Raw genomic sequence first — 18102 nt, 5'->3', positions numbered from 1 at the left:
TCTTCCACCTTCTTTCCTATCCCGGTGACTGCTAAAGCGTAGGTTCACAAACCTGCTGCCAAACAATCACCGGAGTTCCCATGAGCGATATCGACCGAGGCCGCGCCCAGCAGCTGATGCGGGAGGCGGAGATTGATGCGCTGGTACTGTTCCAGCCCGAGGCCTTTCGTTATGCGGTTGGTGCGCCTGCCGGTGTTGCGACCATGTGGGGCAAAGCGGGTTCCGCAATTGCGCTGGTGCCTGCCGATGCCGGGGCAGGGCTGGCCGCTGTCGTCAGTGATCATGCCGCGCCGATCATCAGGAGGGCGGCACCTGATATCGATCTGCGCTGCCATCGCATCTGGATCGATTTGGTCGATCTTTCGGGTGTGGAAACCCTCGCGCAGGTGGATGATGCCTATCGCCGCAACAATTCTGGCGGGGCGCGGCCAGAGACATTTGATCGTACCGCCTGCTTCGGCCTGCTCTCCGATCTGCTGCGGGAGCGCGGACTGTCCGCGACGCGCATCGGTGCCGACCTTGAATTCATGCCCGCCGCCGATTTTTTCGCCCTGCGTCAGGCGCTGCCCGAGGTGAATTGGGTTGATGGTTCGACGGTGCTGAAACGTCTGAGGGCGGTGAAATCCCAACGCGAGATCAAACTTCTCAGGCAGGCGTCAGCCGCCGCCGAGGCGGGGTTGGTCGAGATGGCAGCCGCCGTCCGACCGGGGGCGGCCCTTGGTCAACTCTCCGCCGCCTGGAAATCCGGCGCGCAGGCATATGCCGCGAAATCCGGTTTTTCGTTGAGCGGGCATTGGGACTTCATTTCGGTCGGCCCGGCTTTGTCGGATATGACGGCAGCGGTCGCGCCGGGTGCGCTGATCAAGGCCGATGTGGGCACGCTGGTGGACGGTTATTCTTCGGATGGCGCGCGGACTTTTTCATGGGGGCCGGTTTCGCCTTTCGCGGGCGATATCTTCAAGGCTCTGGAAGCGGCCTTCGCCCGCGGGCTGGACGCGCTCCGCCCGGGCAATACATTCGGTGCAGTGCACGCCGCCATGCTGGCCTCGATGCGCAAGGACGGCTTCGGTGAATATTATCGCGGCCACTTCGGCCACTCCGTTGGTGGCAGCGTGGGTATCGAGGAATGGCCGTTCTTTTCCCACGACAATCCGGAACTCATTCTTCCCGGCATGGTCGTCGCGCTCGAAGCGCCGTTTTATGGGGAAGGCGTGGGTGCGTTGATGATCGAGGACCAGTTCCTCGTCACCGCATCTGGCGCAGAGTGCATGAACAGCCTGCCACGCACTCTACGGGATTTATCTGCGGACTGATCGCCGGATCAGAGGAAATCGTCGCGGCGCGGCGTGAAGCAGTCGATCAGTTCGCCCTCTTCCAGACACAGGCAGCCATGCTCGATATGGCCGGGAATGACGAGGCTATCGCCCTTCTTGAGGTCGTAGGCCTCGCCATCACGGTAAAAGCGGAAGCTGCCGCTGGCGACATAGGTCGATTGTACATGCGGATGGCTGTGCAGCTTGCCTTCCGCGCCGGTCTTGAAACGGAACGATACCACCATCAGTTCGGGCGCTTCGGAAAGCACGGTGCGTTCTACGCCATCGTCGGGCGAAACAGTGGGGAAGGTCGGAAGCTGCTGCATATCTTTCTCCTCAGTCAATGCGGTTCAGGCGGCAATCTCAGCGCGGTGCGCGCAACATCGCGCGGTATCGCATCTGGCTGCTTTTCAGGTGGTTGCGCATGGCGCTTCGCGCCGCCTCCTCGTCGCCGTCCTGTATCGCGATCAGTATCGCCTCGTGCTCTCCCACCAGACGGCTGAGATCAGCGGGCGAAAGCACGGTCTCGGAGCCGTTTTCGGCCACGGCGCGGCGGGGAATGACGGTCGGGCCAAGCACCTGCAGAAACTCGCTGAAGCGGGGATTGTTGGTCGCTTCGGCAACGGCCAGATGGAAGGCGAAATCGGCCTCGGCCGTCGGGCTGCCCTTGGCGGCGCTGGCGCGGAAGGCGTCGAAGGCCTCGATGATCTTTTCTTCCTGCGCCGGCGAACGGCGGATCGCAGCAAGGCCCGCGGCATCGCCTTCCACCGCGGTGCGCAGTTCCAGCATTTCTATCAGCGAGGAGACGCGGGCCAGATCGACATTATGGAAAGGCCGCCGTTCGACCGGGGCGGGCTCCAGTACGAAGACACCGGCGCCCTGACGCGCTTCGACGAGACCGTCTGAGCGCAGGGAAGCAATCGCCTCGCGCACAACGGTTCGGCTCACGCCGAATTCCTGCGTCATCTGCGCTTCCGATGGCAGGCGGTCGCCAGTCTTGTAACGGCCCTTGGCGATCTGGCTGCGGAGTTCCTCCGAAACCTTCACCACAAGCGTTTTGGCCTGTGGCGCTGCCGGTTCGGAGGTCGTCGTTCTTGTCATCTTCGTCGCCGTTCTAAAATATCGGTTGCGTCTACCGTTCCTCGATACGTTATTCGCGGCCCGGCTTGCAATCCCACCGCCTGCCGGGAACGTTCCCTGCCGCTTTTCACGTCGCCTTGAAGATCGGGTTGTCGACGAAAACACCGCCCTGAAACCGCACCATGGCATCGCCGGGGTCGGGTTTCGGCGTTGTCTCGGCAATGTGCCGCCGGAAGGCCTCCGCATTGTCTTTGGGTTTCCATCCGAGAAAACCGAGATGCGAATTGTCCCACCAGCCGGCATCATTGGCAGACGCGCCCCAGACAACGGGGCAGCCGAGGATCGGTGCGCGAAATACCGCTTCGATCAGCGATACGAAATCGTCGTGCGAGAACCAGGTGGACAACATGCGATAATTGGTGGGTTCCGGGGTGCAGGAGCCGATGCGCACAAGCGCCGTCTCCTGCCCGAACTTCTCGAAATACATGCGGGCAAGGTTTTCGCCAAAACACTTGGAGACGCCGTAAAGCCCGTCCGGTCGGAAGGGGGCGTCGGGGCCAAGACGCTCCGTCTGGGGATAATAACCGATCGTGTGGTTGGAGCTGGCAAAAACGATCCGCGGCTGTCCATGGGCGCGGGCGGCTTCATAGAGATTATAAAGCCCGATGATGTTGCCTTGAACGATCTGTTCGAACGGCTTTTCCACCGATATGCCGCCAAGGTGGATAATCCCGTCGCAACCGGCGACCATGGCATCCACGGCTTTTGCGTCCGCCAGGTCGCACTGCACGCATTCCTCGTTCGGGCCTGCCGGGTCTAGCGGAGCAAGATCGGCGAGGCGCAATATCTCGGCCACCGGTGCGAGGCGTTCGCGCATGACGCGGCCGAGCTGACCTGCCGCACCGGTAACAAGAAGCCGTTTCATCGCAATTCTCCATCAGCATTATACGTCATCGACGCAGTCAGATATGGCAGCGCCTCTTGACCTTGTCATACAGATCGTACAAAAAGCGGATAACATATATTATGTGCCATACGCAACAATCATGAAGGATGAGTTTGATGCTGACCGTCGAAACAAGGCAGGCCGTGAACCCGGAATATGCAAAAACGCTGGATACCGAAGGTCTCCGCCGGCATTTCCTCGCCAGCGACATGTTCCGTTCCGGTGAAATCAAGCTGATCTACACCCATTACGACCGCTTCGTGATGGGCGGCGCCGTGCCTGACGGAAAGCCGCTGACGCTCGACAAGGTGGAGGAAACCAGGACGCCTTCCTTCCTCGATCGGCGTGAAATGGGCATCGTCAACATCGGTGAGGCGGGCACGGTCAGCGCCGGCGGCGAAACCTACACGCTGAACCGCGGTGACGTGCTTTATCTCGGTGCCGGCAGCGGCGCGGTGACCTTCGACGGCGCCGGGCGATTCTACATCACCTCGTGCCCGGCGCATCGCAGCCTGCCGGCGAAGCTGGTGACGCTGGCGAACAGCAAGGAGGTCAAGCTTGGTGCAACCGAAACCTCCAACAAGCGCACCATCAACCAGTTCATCCATCCGCTGGTCATGGAAAGCTGCCAGCTGGTGCTGGGATATACGACACTGGAGGACGGCTCGGTCTGGAACACCATTCCCTCGCATATTCATGATCGCCGCATGGAGGCCTATCTCTATTTCGGCATGGATGAAAAGTCGCGCGTGCTGCACCTGATGGGCGAGCCGCAGGAGACCCGCCACCTGTTCATTTCAAATGAAGAAGGCGCGATTTCCCCGCCCTGGTCCATTCATTCCGGTGCGGGCATCGGCTCCTACACCTTCATCTGGGCCATGGCCGGCGACAATGTCGACTATACCGACATGGACTTCATTCAGCCGGGAGACCTGAAATGAGGAACCCCTTTTCGCTTCAGGGGCGCAAGGCGCTCGTCACCGGCGCGAATACGGGGCTCGGCCAGGCGATTGCGGTGGGTCTCGCCGCTGCCGGTGCGGACGTCGTCTGCGCCGCCCGTCGTGCGCCGGATGAAACGCTTGCCATCATCGCGAGGGACGGCGGCAAGGCCAGCGCATTGTCTATCGACTTTGCCGATCCGCTGGCGGCAAAAGACAGTTTTGCCGGTGCCGGTTTCGACATTCTCGTCAACAATGCCGGCATCATCCGCCGTGCCGATTCCGTTGAATTTTCCGAGCTGGACTGGGACGAGGTGATGGACGTCAACCTCAAGGCGCTGTTTTTCACCACGCAGGCCTTTGCAAAGGAGCTGCTGGCGAACGGCCGCCCCGGCAAGGTCGTCAATATCGCCTCGCTCCTGTCGTTCCAGGGGGGCATTCGTGTGCCGTCCTATACGGCTGCAAAACATGGCGTCGCCGGTCTCACCAAGCTTCTGGCAAATGAGTGGGCGGCGAAGGGCATCAATGTGAATGCGATTGCGCCGGGTTACATCGAAACCAACAATACAGAGGCGCTGCGCGCGGATGCGGTCCGCAACAGGGCCATTCTCGAGCGCATTCCGGCTGGCCGCTGGGGTCATTCAGACGATATAGCCGGGGCGGCGGTTTTCCTTGCTTCGCCGGCGGCGGATTATGTGCATGGCGCCATTCTCAATGTCGATGGCGGCTGGCTGGCGCGCTGAGCCGCGCCCGCTTGTAAAATTCATCATATAACTTGTATGATGAATTGTTGACAAATATACGGCAAGTCGTTTAGGTGACTTTCAGTCATTGAACTTCAAAGGAATACCAATCATGAACCCTGAACAAATCAAAACGGCTCTCGGCTCCGGCCTTCTGTCTTTCCCGGTCACCCATTTCGATTCCGAGGGCCGTTTCGCTGCCGACAGCTACAGGGCCCATGTCGAATGGCTTGCCGGTTACAAGGCGCCGGTGCTGTTTGCCGCAGGCGGCACCGGCGAGTTCTTTTCGCTGAAGCCGGATGAGATTCCGACGATCGTTTCCGCCGCCAAGGAAGTCGCCGGCGAAACCGCCATCGTTTCCGGCTGCGGTTACGGCACTGAAATTGCGGTTGATATCGCCCGCTCTGTCGAAAAGGTCGGCGCCGATGGCATCCTGCTTCTGCCGCATTACCTCATCGATGCGCCGCAGGAAGGGCTTTACGCCCATATCAAGAAGGTGTGTCAGTCGGTCGGCATCGGTGTCATGGTCTATAACCGTGACAACTCGGTTCTTCAGGCCGATACGCTGGCGCGGCTGTGCGACGAGTGCCCGAACCTTGTCGGCTTCAAGGACGGCACCGGCGATATCGGCCTCGTTCGCCAGATCACCGCCAAGATGGGGGACCGCCTGATGTATCTCGGCGGAATGCCAACCGCGGAACTGTTCGCCGAAGCCTATCTCGGTGCCGGTTTCACCACCTATTCCTCGGCCGTATTCAACTTCGTGCCCGGCCTTGCCAACGAGTTCTACGCAGCGCTGCGCGCCGGCGAGCGTGCCACCTGCGAGCGCATTCTTGTCGATTTCTTCTATCCATTCATGGCGATCCGCAACCGCGCCAAGGGTTATGCCGTCTCCGCCATCAAGGCCGGCGTCCGCCTGCAGGGCTTCGATGCCGGTCCGGTGCGTGCGCCGCTGAAGGACCTCACGAATGAGGAAATCGGCATGCTCGAAGCGCTGATCGGCACGCACAAGCGCAAAGCCTGATCACGGCATAACGGGAGGGGAGCCATGAAAATCACGGCAGTGCGCACGCATCTGCTCGAACATCGTCTGGACACGCCGTTCGAAAGCGCCTCCATGCGTTTCGACCGGCGGGCCCATGTTCTGGTGGAAATCGAATGCGACGACGGGACCGTCGGCTGGGGCGAATGCCTCGGCCCGGCGCGGCCGAACGCCGCCGTGGTCCAGGCTTATTCCGGCTGGCTCATCGGCCAGGACCCTCGCCAGACCGAAAAAATCTGGGCCGTGCTTTATAATGCCCTGCGCGATCAGGGCCAGCGCGGCCTCAGTCTTACGGCCCTGTCCGGCATCGATATCGCGTTGTGGGACATCAAGGGCAAGCATTACGGTGCTTCCATCTCGATGCTGCTCGGCGGGCGCTGGCGCGAGAGCGTACGCGCCTATGCCACCGGCAGCTTCAAGCGCGATGGTGTCGACCGCGTTTCAGACAATGCGTCCGAAATGGCGGAGCGCCGCGCTGACGGCTTCCACGCCTGCAAGATCAAGATCGGCTTCGGCATCGAGGAGGACCTCAGGGTCATAGCCGCGGTTCGAGAGGCGATCGGGCCTGACATGCGGCTGATGATCGATGCCAATCACGGTTATACGGTCACCGAAGCCGTCACGCTTGGCAACCGCGCCGCCGACTATGGCATCGACTGGTTCGAGGAGCCGGTGGTTCCCGAACAGCTCGATGCCTATCAGCGTGTACGGGCAGGGCAGCCGATCCCGGTTGCGGGCGGCGAGACCTGGCATGGTCGTCACGGCATGTGGCAGGCGCTTTCCGCCGGTGCCGTGGATATTCTCCAGCCCGATCTCTGCGGATGCGGCGGTTTTTCAGAAACGCAGAAGATTGCCACGCTTGCCACGCTGCACGGCGTGCGCATCGTGCCGCATGTCTGGGGCACCGGCGTACAGATCGCCGCCGCGCTGCAATTCATGGCGGCGATGACGCCTGATCCGGTGCGGGTCAATCCCATCGAACCGATCATGGAATTTGACCGCACCCATAATCCGTTCCGTCAGGCGGTTCTCAGTGAACCTCTCGAAGCGGTGAACGGTATCGTCGCCATTCCCGATGGTCCCGGTCTCGGCATTGAGATCAACCGGGATGCACTCGTTGAATTCAGGATGCCAGACCCATGAGTGAACTCGTCAGAAAGCTGAGCGGCACCGCGCCGAAACCCGCTTTCCCGAAAGGCGCGGTCGATACGCAGATGCACATGTATCTGCCCGGATATCCCGCCTTGCCGGGTGGCCCCGGCCTTCCGCCGGGCGCCCTGCCGGGACCGGAGGATTATCGTCGCCTCATGCAATGGCTCGGCATAGACCGGGTCATCATCACGCAGGGTAACGCCCATCAGCGAGACAATGGCAATACGCTGGCCTGTGTTGCCGAGATGGGCGAGGCGGCGCGCGCGGTCGTCATCATCGATGCCACCACGAGCGAAAAGGACATGGAGAAGCTTGCCGCCGCGGGTGCGGTCGGCGCGCGTATCATGGATCTGCCGGGTGGCGCGGTGAACCTTTCCGAACTGGAAGCGGTGGACGAGCGGGCGCATGCGGCCGACTGGATGGTGGCGGTACAGTTCGACGGAAACGGTCTTCTCGACCATCTGCCGCGTCTTCAGAAAATCCGCTCGCGCTGGGTGTTCGATCATCACGGCAAGTTCTTCAAGGGCCTCAAAACCGATGGGCCGGAAATGGCGGCGCTTCTGAAACTCATCGACGGCGGCAATCTGTGGTTCAAATTCGCCGGCGTTTATGAAAGCTCCCGCGAAAGCTGGCCGTACGAGGATGTCGCCGCCTTTTCGCGGGTGATCGCGGCGCATGCGCCGGAACGCATCGTCTGGGGCACCAACTGGCCGCATAATTCTGTACGCGAGACGGCTGCCTATCCTGATGATGCCCGCCTTGCGGAACTGACGCTTGGCTGGCTTCCGGATGAGGCGGCGCGTCATCGGGCGCTGGTCGAAAACCCCGAAGAGCTGTTCAAGCTGCCGCCATTCAAGGCGTCATAGGTCAATCCGGGATGGTTGGGGAAGGGAGGCCCCATCATCCTTTTCACATGAAAGGTCTTTGCATGCCGGCCCGGATGGGCGTGAAAAAATCGGCCCGACAAGCCTTGGAGGGGCTGGGCCGTTTCAACAATGGAGGAGGAAAGCATGAAAAAGATTGCAAGCATGATGTGCGTCGCGATGGGGATCGCGCTGTCCGGTGTTTCCGCCATGGCGCAGGAAATCACCCTGCGTTCTGCCGATATTCATCCGGACGGTTATCCCACGGTCGAAGCCGTGAAATATATGGGCGAGCTTCTGGCCGAGCGGACCAATGGCCGTATCAAGATACAGGTCATGAACAATTCCGTTCTTGGCGGCGAAAAGGACACCATCGAGCAGACCCGCTTCGGCGTCATCGACATGAACCGCGTCAATGCCGCGCCTTTCAACAATCTGGTCAAGGAAACCACCGTTCTTGGTCTGCCTTTCCTGTTCCGCTCGACGGAGCACATGCACAATACGGTCGACGGTCCGATTGGTGATGAGGTTCTGGCTGCCTTCGAACCGCACGGTCTCGTCGGTCTCGCCTTTTACGATTCCGGCGCCCGATCCTTCTACACCACCAAAAAGCCCATCGAAAAACTGGCGGATCTGAAAGGGCTTAAAATCCGCGTGCAGCAGTCGGACCTGTGGATTTCGATGATGCAGGCCTTCGGCGCCAACCCGACGCCGATGCCGATGGGCGAGGTTTATTCCTCACTGGAAACCGGTGTTGTCGATGGTGCCGAAAACAACTGGCCATCCTACGAATCCGCCCGTCATTATGAGGTGGCAAGGAACTATTCTCTGACCGAACATTCTCTGAACCCGGAAATCCTCGTCATTTCGAAGATCTCCTGGGACAAGCTCTCCCCGGAAGACCAGAAGCTGCTGCGCCAGGCGGCCAAGGATTCGGTCGGCAAGATGCGCGAACTGTGGAGCGCCCGCGAAAAGGCATCGGAAGAAAAGGTCCGGGCCGGCGGGGTCAATGTCATCAAGGTCAACAAGGAGGAATTCGCTGCCGCGATGGGGCCGGTCTACGACAAGTTCGTCACCGATCCGAAGATGAAGGACCTTCTGGAACGGGTGAAAGCGGTCAAGTAACGCGTGGGAAACCGGCCTTGGAAACAGGGCCGGTTTTCTTTTGTCGCCGTTGATGCGGGAGGAACAGACAATGCGACACTTCATGCGGGCCATCCGCCCTTTTCTCGGCGCGCTTAGCCACGCGTCGCTTTATATTGCCGGTATCGGCATGATCGCCATGACGCTTATCGTCGGCTGGCAGGTCTTTGCGCGGTATATTCTCAACGATTCACCCAGCTGGTCTGAGCCGCTGTCGCTGCATCTCATGTCGTGGTTCATCATGCTTGGCGCCGCCGTCGGCGTGCGCGAGAGCGTGCATCTGGGGCTCGATATTCTGCGCTACATGATGCCGCCGCGCGTGCAGAAGGGCATGGACCTGACAAGCCTTGCGCTGATCTTCTTCTTCGGCGCCGGCATGGCCTGGTATGGCACCTCGCTTGCCATGGGGACATGGACGGCGACGATCCCTGTTCTCGGCTGGCCGGGCGGGACGGATTTCTTTCCGCTGATCGGCGGCGGTTTCCTTATCGCGCTGTTTGCTGCCGAACGTTTCGTCGATCTTTCCATCGGCGAGGAAATCGCTGCAGACGTGATCGTGCAGGAGGCCGCATAAATGGCTTACACCATTCTCTTCGGGGTATTCACCCTGCTGATGCTGATCGGAACGCCGATCGCGTTCTGTCTCGGCATCGCGTCCTTCGCCACGGTTCTTTATCTCGGCCTGCCGCCCATCGTGGTGTTCCAGCAGATGAATTCCGGCATGAATGTCTTCGCGATGATGGCAATACCGTTCTTCATCTTCGCCGGTGACCTGATGGTGCGCGGCGGCATCGCCCACCGCCTCATCCGCTTCGCGGCAGGCCTCGTGGGGCACCTGCGCGGCGGTCTTGGTCAGGTCAACATCGTGGCTTCGACACTGTTCGGCGGCATTTCCGGCTCGGCCGTGGCCGATGCCTCTGCCGTGGGCGGGCTGATGATCCCGCAGATGGCAAAACGCGGTTACGACAGGGATTACGCCGTCAATGTCACCGTCAACGCCGCCATCATTGCGCTGATGATCCCGCCCTCGCACAACATGATCCTCTATTCCATCGCGGCGGGCGGCAATGTCTCTGTGGCCGATCTCTTCACCGCCGGTATCATTCCGGGCCTGTTGCTTGCAGCAGCGCTGATGGTGACGGCCTATATCGTCGCCCGGCGCAAGGGCTATCCGTCCGAGCCTTTCCCCGGTTTCTCGAAGCTGATGTATTATCTGCTGGCGTCTTTCCCCGGCATCCTGCTGATAGGCATCATCTTCGGCGGCGTGCGTTCGGGCATCTTCACCGCGACGGAGAGTTCCTGCATCGCCGTGCTCTATGCCTTCCTCGTCGCCATGCTGGTCTATCGCGAACTCAACTGGGACGGCTTCGTGGATGCGGTGATGGGTGCTGTCCGCACCACGGCCATGGTGCTGCTGGTCATCGGCACGGCGGCGTCCTTCGGCTGGCTGATGGCCTTTCTGCAGGTCCAGACGTTGATGATTGCCGCAATCAGCGCGATTTCGGACAACCCGATCATCGTGCTGCTTGTCATCAACATCATCCTGCTGCTGCTCGGCACCTTCATGGACATGGCGCCGATGGTCATCATTTCCACGCCGGTGCTTCTGCCTGTCGTAAAGGCCTTCGGCATCGACCCCGTGCATTTCGGCGTGGTGATGATCCTGAACGCCGGCATCGGTCTCAATACGCCGCCGGTCGGAACGGTGCTCTTCGTCGGCTGCGCGGTGGGCGGCATATCGATACGGGAGGCAATGCGGACGATCTGGCCGTTCTTCGGCGCCAGCATCGCGGTGCTGCTTGCTGTCACCTATATTCCGTCACTATCCCTGTGGTTGCCGTCACTGTTCCGGTAATTCCAGCGCTTTCAAACGAGGAGGCCCCGTTATGCCGGAGCCTTTTCCGTTTCGTCGGCAAGCAGCCTTTGCTGCTCATGCTCGTCAAATGCCATCAGGTTGCCGTGCCGGCTGCGGCGTATCCGGTTCATATGGTCACGCGGGCTTAATCCCAATGTCCGCTTGAACATGCGCGAGAAATAATAGGGGTCGCCATAACCCACCTCGGCCGCCGCTGCCGAGACCGAAAGTCCGGCCTCGAGAAAATGCATGGCGCGTTCCATGCGTTTGAACTCCTGATATTTGCGCGGCGTCCGTCCCACCCGCTTCTGGAATTCCCGCAGGAAATAATCGCGATTATAGGGCGCCGCATCGGTGGCCCGCCCGGCAATGTCGGGGTCCAACGGATTGGCGGAAATCATCGTGATCGCCTTCATCACCGCAAGGTCGAGGCCTTCCGTACCCTCCGGCTGAAAACTCGGGCGGTCGACCCAGCCCAGAAACGCGTCATCGATGAAGGCGATCAGAAGCACCATGAATAGATGATGTTGACCCAGAGTGACGGAGGAAGGAGGCGCGCTCTGCCGGTAGTGGCGCACCAGCGGCTCCAGAAGCGACCAGCGGCTCAGCCGCAGTTTCGGTTTCAGGTCCATCTGCGCGATCAGGTTGTGGCGGCCGTAAATATCGAGCGTGAAATGCTGCGCCACGCCGCGATAGGTCACGGCCTGCTCGTTCCACCCGACAAAGCGTTGCCCTCGGAAAATAAGCATGGCGTCACCGGGCTCCAGTACCCTTGCTTCGCCATCAACGAGATAGTGCCCGCGCCCTTCCAGGCAGATGATGAGATCGTCCACCGGATTGGATTTGTCGATCTGCCAGGTGCGCGAATGCTCCATTTTGATCGTCGCGCGCGTCAGGTTGAGGTCGAGCGCCGCAGGCGGAACGGATGACAGGATGCCACCTTCGATTTCGTCCATCTTTTTCCTCGTCTTTGTTAATTCACCTTGGCGCTGAAATTTGGTTTTGTCACCGCATAAATTGCTTTTACGCACCGTATCAATGAGGGAGGAGATCGGTCGCGGCGAGGAAATACGCTTTATTGCGCCTGCCGCTGGCCGTTCCGGGAGAATCACTTGTACGAAATTGTATTCTGTCAGTCGCGTTCTGCCGGGACGCGGGGAGGAGCATCATGAAATCTCAGCGCTTCCTGGGGCTGGGATATCTGACGCCTTACATCATCGGGCTTTTGGTCTTCACGGCCATTCCGTTCCTTGGCTCGCTTTATCTCAGTTTCACCCGTTACGACTTGATGAGCGATCCCAGCTGGGCAGGGCTTGCCAATTACGAGCGGCTGTTCACCCGCGACCGCACCTTCATGAAATCCCTGAACGTCACCCTGTTCTACGTGTTTCTGACGGTGCCGCTGAAGCTTGCCTTTGCGCTGTTCATCGCGGCAATACTCAATTACAAGCTGCAATTCATCAACTTTTTCCGCACCGCCTTTTACGTGCCGTCTATCCTCGGCGGCTCGATCGCGATTGCGGTTCTGTGGCGCTATATCTTCGCCAGCGAAGGCCTTGCCAATATGGCGCTTGCCGCCGTGGGGCTGTCGCCGGTGGACTGGTTCGGAGATCCGGGCAATGCGCTTTTCACCATCACGCTGCTGCGCTGCTGGCAGTTCGGCTCGGCCATGGTGATCTTCCTTGCGGCCCTGCAATCCATCGACAAATCGCTTTACGAAGCGGCCGCCATCGATGGTGCCGGCAAGGTCAGGACCTTCTTCTTCATCACCCTGCCGCTTCTGACGCCGGTGATCTTTTTCAACCTCATCATGCAGATGGTGCAGGCATTCCAGGAGTTCAACGGCCCTTACATCATCACCCAGGGCGGGCCGCTGAAGTCCACCTATCTCCTGCCTCTTTATATCTACGACGAGGCCTTCAAGAAGTTCAACATGGGCTATGCCTCCGCAATCGCCTGGGTGCTCTTCACCATCATCACCGTGCTGACCCTCGTGGCCTTCTGGTCCTCCAAGAAGTGGGTCTATTACGCCGGCGACAAGCGGAACTGATGCCATGACCGATATCACAACCCTAAACGACATGCAGGCGGCCCGCCGGGCGCGGCTCAGGCTGCTTTCCACCTCGGTCCGCTACGTGCTTCTCTTCGCTGTCGGACTCGTCATGCTCTATCCGCTGATCTGGCTGGTGGGCGCAAGCTTCAAGACCAATTCGGAAATCTTCTCCGGTGCCGGTTTCATCCCGGAAAACCCGACGCTGGATGGCTATATCCGCGGCTGGGAAACCTCGACGCCCTACACCTTCGGCCGGTTCTTCTGGAATTCGTTCCTGATCATCCTGCCGAAGGTCATCGGCACGGCGATTTCCTGCACCATGGCGGCCTATGCCTTTGCCCGCTTCGATTTTCCGCTGAAGAAGATCCTGTTCGGCTCGGTCATCGCCATTCTGCTGCTGCCCAATGTCGTCACCCGCATTCCGCAATATATCCTGTTTCGGGATCTCGGCTGGCTGGACAGTTTCCTGCCGCTCTGGGTGCCCTCGGCTTTCGCCGGTGATGCCTTCTTTGTCTTCATGCTGGTGCAGTTCCTGCGCTCGCTGCCCTCGGACATGGAAGAGGCCGCCCGGGTGGACGGCGCCAACAGCCTGCAGACACTGGTCTACATCGTCGTACCGATGCTGGCGCCGGCGCTGATCTCGGTCTGCCTGTTCCAGTTCATGTGGACGATGAACGACTTTCTCGGGCCGCTGATCTACCTGTCCTCGGTCGACAAATATCCGGTGAGCCTGGCGCTCAAACTCTCCATCGACACCACCGAAGCCTTTGAATGGAACCGCATCCTGGCGATGTCGGTGCTGACGATCGCGCCTGCGCTGATCGTGTTCTTCGCGGCGCAACGGTATTTCATTGAAGGGATCTCGTCTGGCGGGGTCAAGGGCTGAAAATGGCAAGCGTTCAACTTAAAAATCTCGAAAAAGTCTATGGCGGCAGCTTCAAGGCGGTGCACGGCATCAATCTCGACGTCGAGGATGGCGAGTTCATGGTGTTCGTCGGCCCTTCGGGCTGCGCCAAATCCACGACGCTGCGCATGGTGGCGGGGCTGGAGGAAATCACCGGTGGTGAAATCCTGATCGGCGATCAGCGCGTCAACGACCTGCCGCCCGGCAAGCGCTCCATTGCCATGGTGTTCCAGAACTATGCGCTTTATCCACATATGAAGGTGCGCGGCAATCTCGCCTTCGGCCTGAAGATCGCCGGTGTCGCCAAGCCGGAGATCGAGAAGGCCATCGACAATGTCGCGCGCATTCTGGAGATCGAGCCGCTGCTCGACCGTCTGCCGAAGCAGCTTTCCGGCGGGCAGGCGCAGCGTGTGGCGCTCGGCCGTGCGCTCATCAAGAAACCGGGTGTGTTTTTGTTTGACGAGCCGCTGTCCAATCTCGACGCCAAGCTTCGTGCTTCGATGCGGGTTCGCATTACCGATCTGCACCGGCAGTTGAAAGCGGAAGGCCTGTCATCGACCGTTATCTACGTCACCCATGACCAGACGGAGGCCATGACCATGGGTGACCGCATCTGCGTCATGCAGGCAGGTCGCATCATGCAGGTCGCGACGCCGAAGGAGCTTTACAACCATCCCGCCAATCTCTTCGTCGCCGGCTTCATCGGCACGCCGGAAATGAACCTCGTGGATGTGGCAATCGAGGGTACTGAATTCGTGATCGCCGGTCAGCGCCTGCCGATCGGCGCGCATCTGGAACAGCGACTATCGGCGAGACCCACGGACGCCGTCATCGGCATCCGTCCGCAGCATCTCTCATTGGCGGAGGCGACCGATGGTCCGGCGCTGCAGGCGAAACTCACCAATGCGGAATTCATGGGCCACGAGGTCTATCTGCACGCCGATCTCGGCGGCCAGAAGGTCGTCAGCGTCGTCGGCGCGGCGGAATTCGAGGTGCTCGGCCGCGATGGTCTTCTGCGCCTGAAGCCGGACCCGGAGAAGCTGCATATTTTCGACAAGGCCGATGGGCGCAACGTTTCGCTGTGAGGAGCGGACGGGCGTGCCTGATTTTTCGAGGAGGAGAAGAACAATGAAGATGATGACCAGAATGATGGCGATGCTTGCCGGTGCCGCTTATGTGGCGATGGCGACCGCTCCTGCGGCAGGTGCCGCGGAACTGCGCATGTCATGGTGGGGCGGCGAGAGCCGCCATGTCGCCACCCAGAAAGCGATTGCCGCCTGTGGCGAGAAATACGGCCACACGATCAAGGGCGAGTTCACCGGTTTCGACGGTTATCTCGAAAAACTCACCACCCAGATGGCGGGCAAGACGGAAGCTGATATCGTTCAGGTCAACTGGCCGTGGCTGCCGCTGTTTTCCAAGAATGGCGAAGGTTTTGCCGATCTGCGCCAGCTGAAGCCGCTCGATCTTTCCCAATGGGCCGAGAGCGATCTGGAGGCGGGGTCGATGAACGGCGTGCTGCAGGGGCTTTCCGTTTCCACCACCGGCCGCGTCTTCTTCTTCAATGCCACGACCTTTGAAAAGGCGGGTGTCGAAATTCCGAAGACCTGGGATGAGTTCTTCGCGGCGACGAAGACCATCAAGGAAAAGCTCGGCAAGGACTATTACACCTTCAACGCCGTCAAGGAGACCGCCCAGCTTCTGGTGACGCTGGCCGTTGTGCAGAAAACCGGCAAGGATCTGGTCGATCCCAAGACAAACCGCGTGGCCTGGACGCCGGAGGAACTGGCCGAGGGCATTTCCTTTGTCGGCAAGCTGGTCGAAACCGGATCCATCCGCTCCCAGAAAGAGGAAGCGGCCGATGGCAATGTCAATCTTTATGAAAAGCCGTCCTGGTCTGAAGGCCGCATTGCCGGCTCCTATGAATGGGATTCGACCTATTCAAAATATGCCGATCCCCTGAAGCAGGGGCAGGTTCTGAAACCCGTGCCGATGCTGAAGCTTGCAGACGCGGTGACCGAGGGGGTCTATCGCAAGCCTTCAATGGTGTTCTCGATCTCTAAAAACTCGAAGAACCCGGAAGCAGCGGCGCAGATACTGAACTGCCTGCTGAACGAGCCTGAGGGTATCGACGCACTCGGCACCTCGCGTGGTTTGCCGGCATCCAAGGCTGCGGCTGCACGTCTGGGCGACAAGGGCGAGCCGGAAGTGCGAGCCGCCAATGCCATCGTCATGGCCGCATCCGGGCCGGTGGTATCGCCCTTCAACGAACATCCGGAAATCCGCTCGGCCTTCATCGATACGCTGGAAGAATATGCCTATGGCCAGCTGACGGCGGAGGAGGCGGCCGAGCAGATCGTCGATTCCACTAATGATGTTCTGGCGAAGTTCGATTGACGGCAATCTCCCGCCGCCGCGTCCGTGGCGGCGGGCTCACTGACCGGCTGCCGGAACATGCGAGGCATGTCCGCCAGGGCCTGGCCGGATAGGGACGAAAGACGGGAAATGAACATGAACGAACCCCTTATCATCGCGTCTTCAGCGCGAACGGCAGCGCTTTGCCTCGCCGCACCCGGCGCTCGCCATTTCCTTCCGGCGAGGACGGAGTGGCGTTTGTCGTCGACGGAAGGCGACGAGCGGCGCGGCGAAACTGCGACCGTGGTGACGCTGCTGCATGATCTCTTCCCGGATACCTGCTATCTGTTCGAGGCCGAGGGGTTCGCAGCGCTGGAGTTCAGAACCAGCCCTTGCGCCGGGCTTGTGGAGGCTGCGGCGTTCTCCCTGACGCCGGATGTTGCGCTCGATGATGAAGAGGGCGCGCGTGCCAATGCCGAGGCGCTGGAAAGGGCGGTGGCTGCGGTGCCGCATGGTGGCACATTGCGGCTTGCGGCCGGTCTTTGGACGTCCTTCCCTGTCCGCCTCAGAAGCAACATGACCTTCCATCTTGCCGAGGGAGCCGTGCTGCGCGCCCCTTCGAGCCGTAAAGCCTGGCCGATCCTGCCGGCACGCGATGATGCGGGCCATATGCTCGGAAGCTGGGAAGGCCTTCCGGATGCCTGTTTCGCCGCGCCGGTTCATGCCATCGGGACAGATAATCTCATCATTGAGGGCAGGGGCGTTCTCGATGGTTCGGGCGACAGGGGTGACTGGTGGAGCTGGCCAAAAGAAACACGCGACGGCGCGCGGCGGCCGCGCGGCCTGCATCTCGTTTCCTGCCGCAAAATCCAGCTTCTCGGCTTTACGATAAAAAACGCCGCCTCATGGACAATCCATCCGCAGGGCTGCGAAGACTTGATCGCTGCCGGCCTCACCATCAACGCGCCGCATGACAGCCCGAACACCGATGGTTTCAATCCTGAAAGCTGCCGCAACGTCACGATATCGGGCGTTCGTTTTTCGGTCGGAGACGATTGCATCGCCGTAAAGGCAGGAAAGCGCGGCCCGGATGGCGAGGACGATCATCTCGCGGAAACCCGTGGCATTCTTGTGCGCCATTGTCTGATGGAGCGCGGCCATGGCGGGCTGGTGATCGGCTCGGAAATGTCCGGCGGCGTGCATGACGTGTCTGTGGAGGATTGCGACATGGTCGGCACGGATCGCGGCCTGCGCCTCAAGACGCGGCGCGGACGGGGCGGCATCGTCAGCAATATCGCCATGCGCCGGGTGCTGCTGGACGGCGTGCAAACCGCGCTTTCCGCCAATGCACACTATCATTGCGATGCTGATGGACATGACGAACGGGTACAGTCGCGGCAGCCGGCGCCGATCGACAAGGGCACGCCATTCATCGATGGAATTATCGTGGAAGATGTCGAAATACGCAATCTCGCCCATGCTGCGGGCGTCTTTCTCGGCCTTCCCGAAGCACCCATCCGCAATGTCGCCATCCGCAATCTCACCATCGTCTCGCGCGATCCATCGGCCATCGCCGCGCCTCCCATCATGGCTGACCGGGTTCGTCCCATGCGCCATGAGGCGATCGTTGTCGAGCAGACACATATAGTCTGCGACGATCCTGCCATGCTGAGTGACGCTTCCATTTCCACTGTTTCAGATCGCGATTGAGAAAA

The 18102-nt window shown here is 60.3% G+C and carries 18 protein-coding genes; 14 read left to right on the top strand and 4 right to left on the bottom strand.

From position 1 onward, the window contains the following. Positions 1-80 precede the first annotated feature (80 nt). A complete protein-coding gene (locus QE453_RS00505; RefSeq protein WP_309776161.1) occupies positions 81-1313 on the top strand; it encodes a Xaa-Pro peptidase family protein in 1233 nt (410 codons plus the stop codon). A gap of 8 nt (positions 1314-1321) precedes the next feature. Here QE453_RS00505 and QE453_RS00500 read toward each other — a convergent pair whose 3' ends face one another. From QE453_RS00500 to QE453_RS00490, 3 genes are all read right to left on the bottom strand, one after another. Continuing rightward, entirely contained in the window at positions 1322-1639 is a 318-nt protein-coding gene (locus QE453_RS00500) for a cupin domain-containing protein (RefSeq protein WP_006700391.1), read from the bottom strand. Positions 1640-1676: 37 nt separating this feature from the next. Beyond that, positions 1677-2414 (bottom strand): FadR/GntR family transcriptional regulator, encoded by a 738-nt coding sequence (locus tag QE453_RS00495; RefSeq protein WP_309776160.1) that lies wholly within the window; start codon positions 2412-2414, stop codon positions 1677-1679. Between the two features lie 106 nt (positions 2415-2520). Further along, positions 2521-3318, bottom strand: coding sequence for an NAD(P)-dependent oxidoreductase (locus QE453_RS00490; RefSeq protein ID WP_309776159.1), 798 nt, complete (start codon positions 3316-3318; stop codon positions 2521-2523). A 137-nt stretch (positions 3319-3455) separates the two neighbouring features. Here QE453_RS00490 and kduI point away from each other — a divergent pair, with 137 nt between their 5' ends. The 8 genes from kduI to QE453_RS00450 all read left to right on the top strand — a co-directional run bounded on the left by kduI (position 3456) and on the right by QE453_RS00450 (position 11075). Beyond that, positions 3456-4280 (top strand): 5-dehydro-4-deoxy-D-glucuronate isomerase, encoded by an 825-nt coding sequence (gene kduI, locus QE453_RS00485; protein ID WP_004444988.1) that lies wholly within the window; start codon positions 3456-3458, stop codon positions 4278-4280. Beyond that, positions 4277-5020, top strand: coding sequence for a 2-dehydro-3-deoxy-D-gluconate 5-dehydrogenase KduD (kduD, locus tag QE453_RS00480; protein WP_004444987.1), 744 nt, complete (start codon positions 4277-4279; stop codon positions 5018-5020). The genes kduI and kduD overlap by 4 nt, the downstream gene beginning before the upstream one ends. A 112-nt stretch (positions 5021-5132) precedes the next feature. Further along, the gene (gene kdgD / locus QE453_RS00475) at positions 5133-6044 is read left to right on the top strand and encodes a 5-dehydro-4-deoxyglucarate dehydratase (RefSeq protein WP_004444985.1); all 912 of its coding nucleotides are present in this window, start codon (positions 5133-5135) and stop codon (positions 6042-6044) included. 24 nt (positions 6045-6068) lie between these two features. Continuing rightward, positions 6069-7205 carry a D-galactarolactone cycloisomerase gene (locus QE453_RS00470; RefSeq protein ID WP_004444983.1) on the top strand — a complete coding sequence of 379 codons (1137 nt, stop codon included), beginning with the start codon at positions 6069-6071 and terminating at the stop codon, positions 7203-7205. Then, positions 7202-8080: a D-galactarolactone isomerase gene (locus tag QE453_RS00465; protein ID WP_077987633.1), complete on the top strand. Its 879-nt coding sequence runs from the start codon at positions 7202-7204 to the stop codon at positions 8078-8080. The genes QE453_RS00470 and QE453_RS00465 overlap by 4 nt, the downstream gene beginning before the upstream one ends. Before the next feature lie 144 nt (positions 8081-8224). After that, positions 8225-9202, top strand: a complete 978-nt coding sequence (locus QE453_RS00460; protein ID WP_309776158.1) for a TRAP transporter substrate-binding protein — start codon at positions 8225-8227, stop codon at positions 9200-9202. A gap of 70 nt (positions 9203-9272) precedes the next feature. After that, positions 9273-9794: a TRAP transporter small permease gene (locus QE453_RS00455; RefSeq protein ID WP_022562649.1), complete on the top strand. Its 522-nt coding sequence runs from the start codon at positions 9273-9275 to the stop codon at positions 9792-9794. Next, positions 9795-11075, top strand: coding sequence for a TRAP transporter large permease (locus QE453_RS00450; RefSeq protein ID WP_044459266.1), 1281 nt, complete (start codon positions 9795-9797; stop codon positions 11073-11075). A 29-nt stretch (positions 11076-11104) separates the two neighbouring features. Here QE453_RS00450 and QE453_RS00445 read toward each other — a convergent pair whose 3' ends face one another. Then, positions 11105-12031, bottom strand: a complete 927-nt coding sequence (locus tag QE453_RS00445) for an AraC family transcriptional regulator (RefSeq protein WP_125271376.1) — start codon at positions 12029-12031, stop codon at positions 11105-11107. Between the two features lie 212 nt (positions 12032-12243). Here QE453_RS00445 and QE453_RS00440 point away from each other — a divergent pair, with 212 nt between their 5' ends. The 5 genes from QE453_RS00440 to QE453_RS00420 all read left to right on the top strand — a co-directional run bounded on the left by QE453_RS00440 (position 12244) and on the right by QE453_RS00420 (position 18097). Next, the gene (locus QE453_RS00440; RefSeq protein WP_004444977.1) at positions 12244-13125 is read left to right on the top strand and encodes a carbohydrate ABC transporter permease; all 882 of its coding nucleotides are present in this window, start codon (positions 12244-12246) and stop codon (positions 13123-13125) included. Between the two features lie 4 nt (positions 13126-13129). Beyond that, on the top strand, positions 13130-14014 hold the full coding sequence (locus QE453_RS00435) for a carbohydrate ABC transporter permease (RefSeq protein ID WP_037092664.1): 885 nt from the start codon (positions 13130-13132) through the stop codon (positions 14012-14014). 2 nt (positions 14015-14016) lie between these two features. Beyond that, complete coding sequence (locus QE453_RS00430) at positions 14017-15117, top strand: ABC transporter ATP-binding protein (protein WP_100911167.1); 1101 nt, start codon at positions 14017-14019, stop codon at positions 15115-15117. A gap of 43 nt (positions 15118-15160) precedes the next feature. After that, entirely contained in the window at positions 15161-16429 is a 1269-nt protein-coding gene (locus tag QE453_RS00425) for an ABC transporter substrate-binding protein (RefSeq protein WP_044459269.1), read from the top strand. Positions 16430-16543: 114 nt separating this feature from the next. Beyond that, on the top strand, positions 16544-18097 hold the full coding sequence (locus tag QE453_RS00420) for a glycoside hydrolase family 28 protein (protein WP_309776157.1): 1554 nt from the start codon (positions 16544-16546) through the stop codon (positions 18095-18097). Positions 18098-18102: the final 5 nt, after the last annotated feature.

The sequence above is a fragment of the Agrobacterium sp. SORGH_AS_0440 genome (assembly GCF_031453135.1).
In the GTDB taxonomy this organism is placed as follows: Bacteria; Pseudomonadota; Alphaproteobacteria; order Rhizobiales; family Rhizobiaceae; genus Agrobacterium; species Agrobacterium pusense.
Note: the sequence above shows the minus strand (reverse complement) of the source record. Positions and strands in the feature narration are given on the sequence as shown.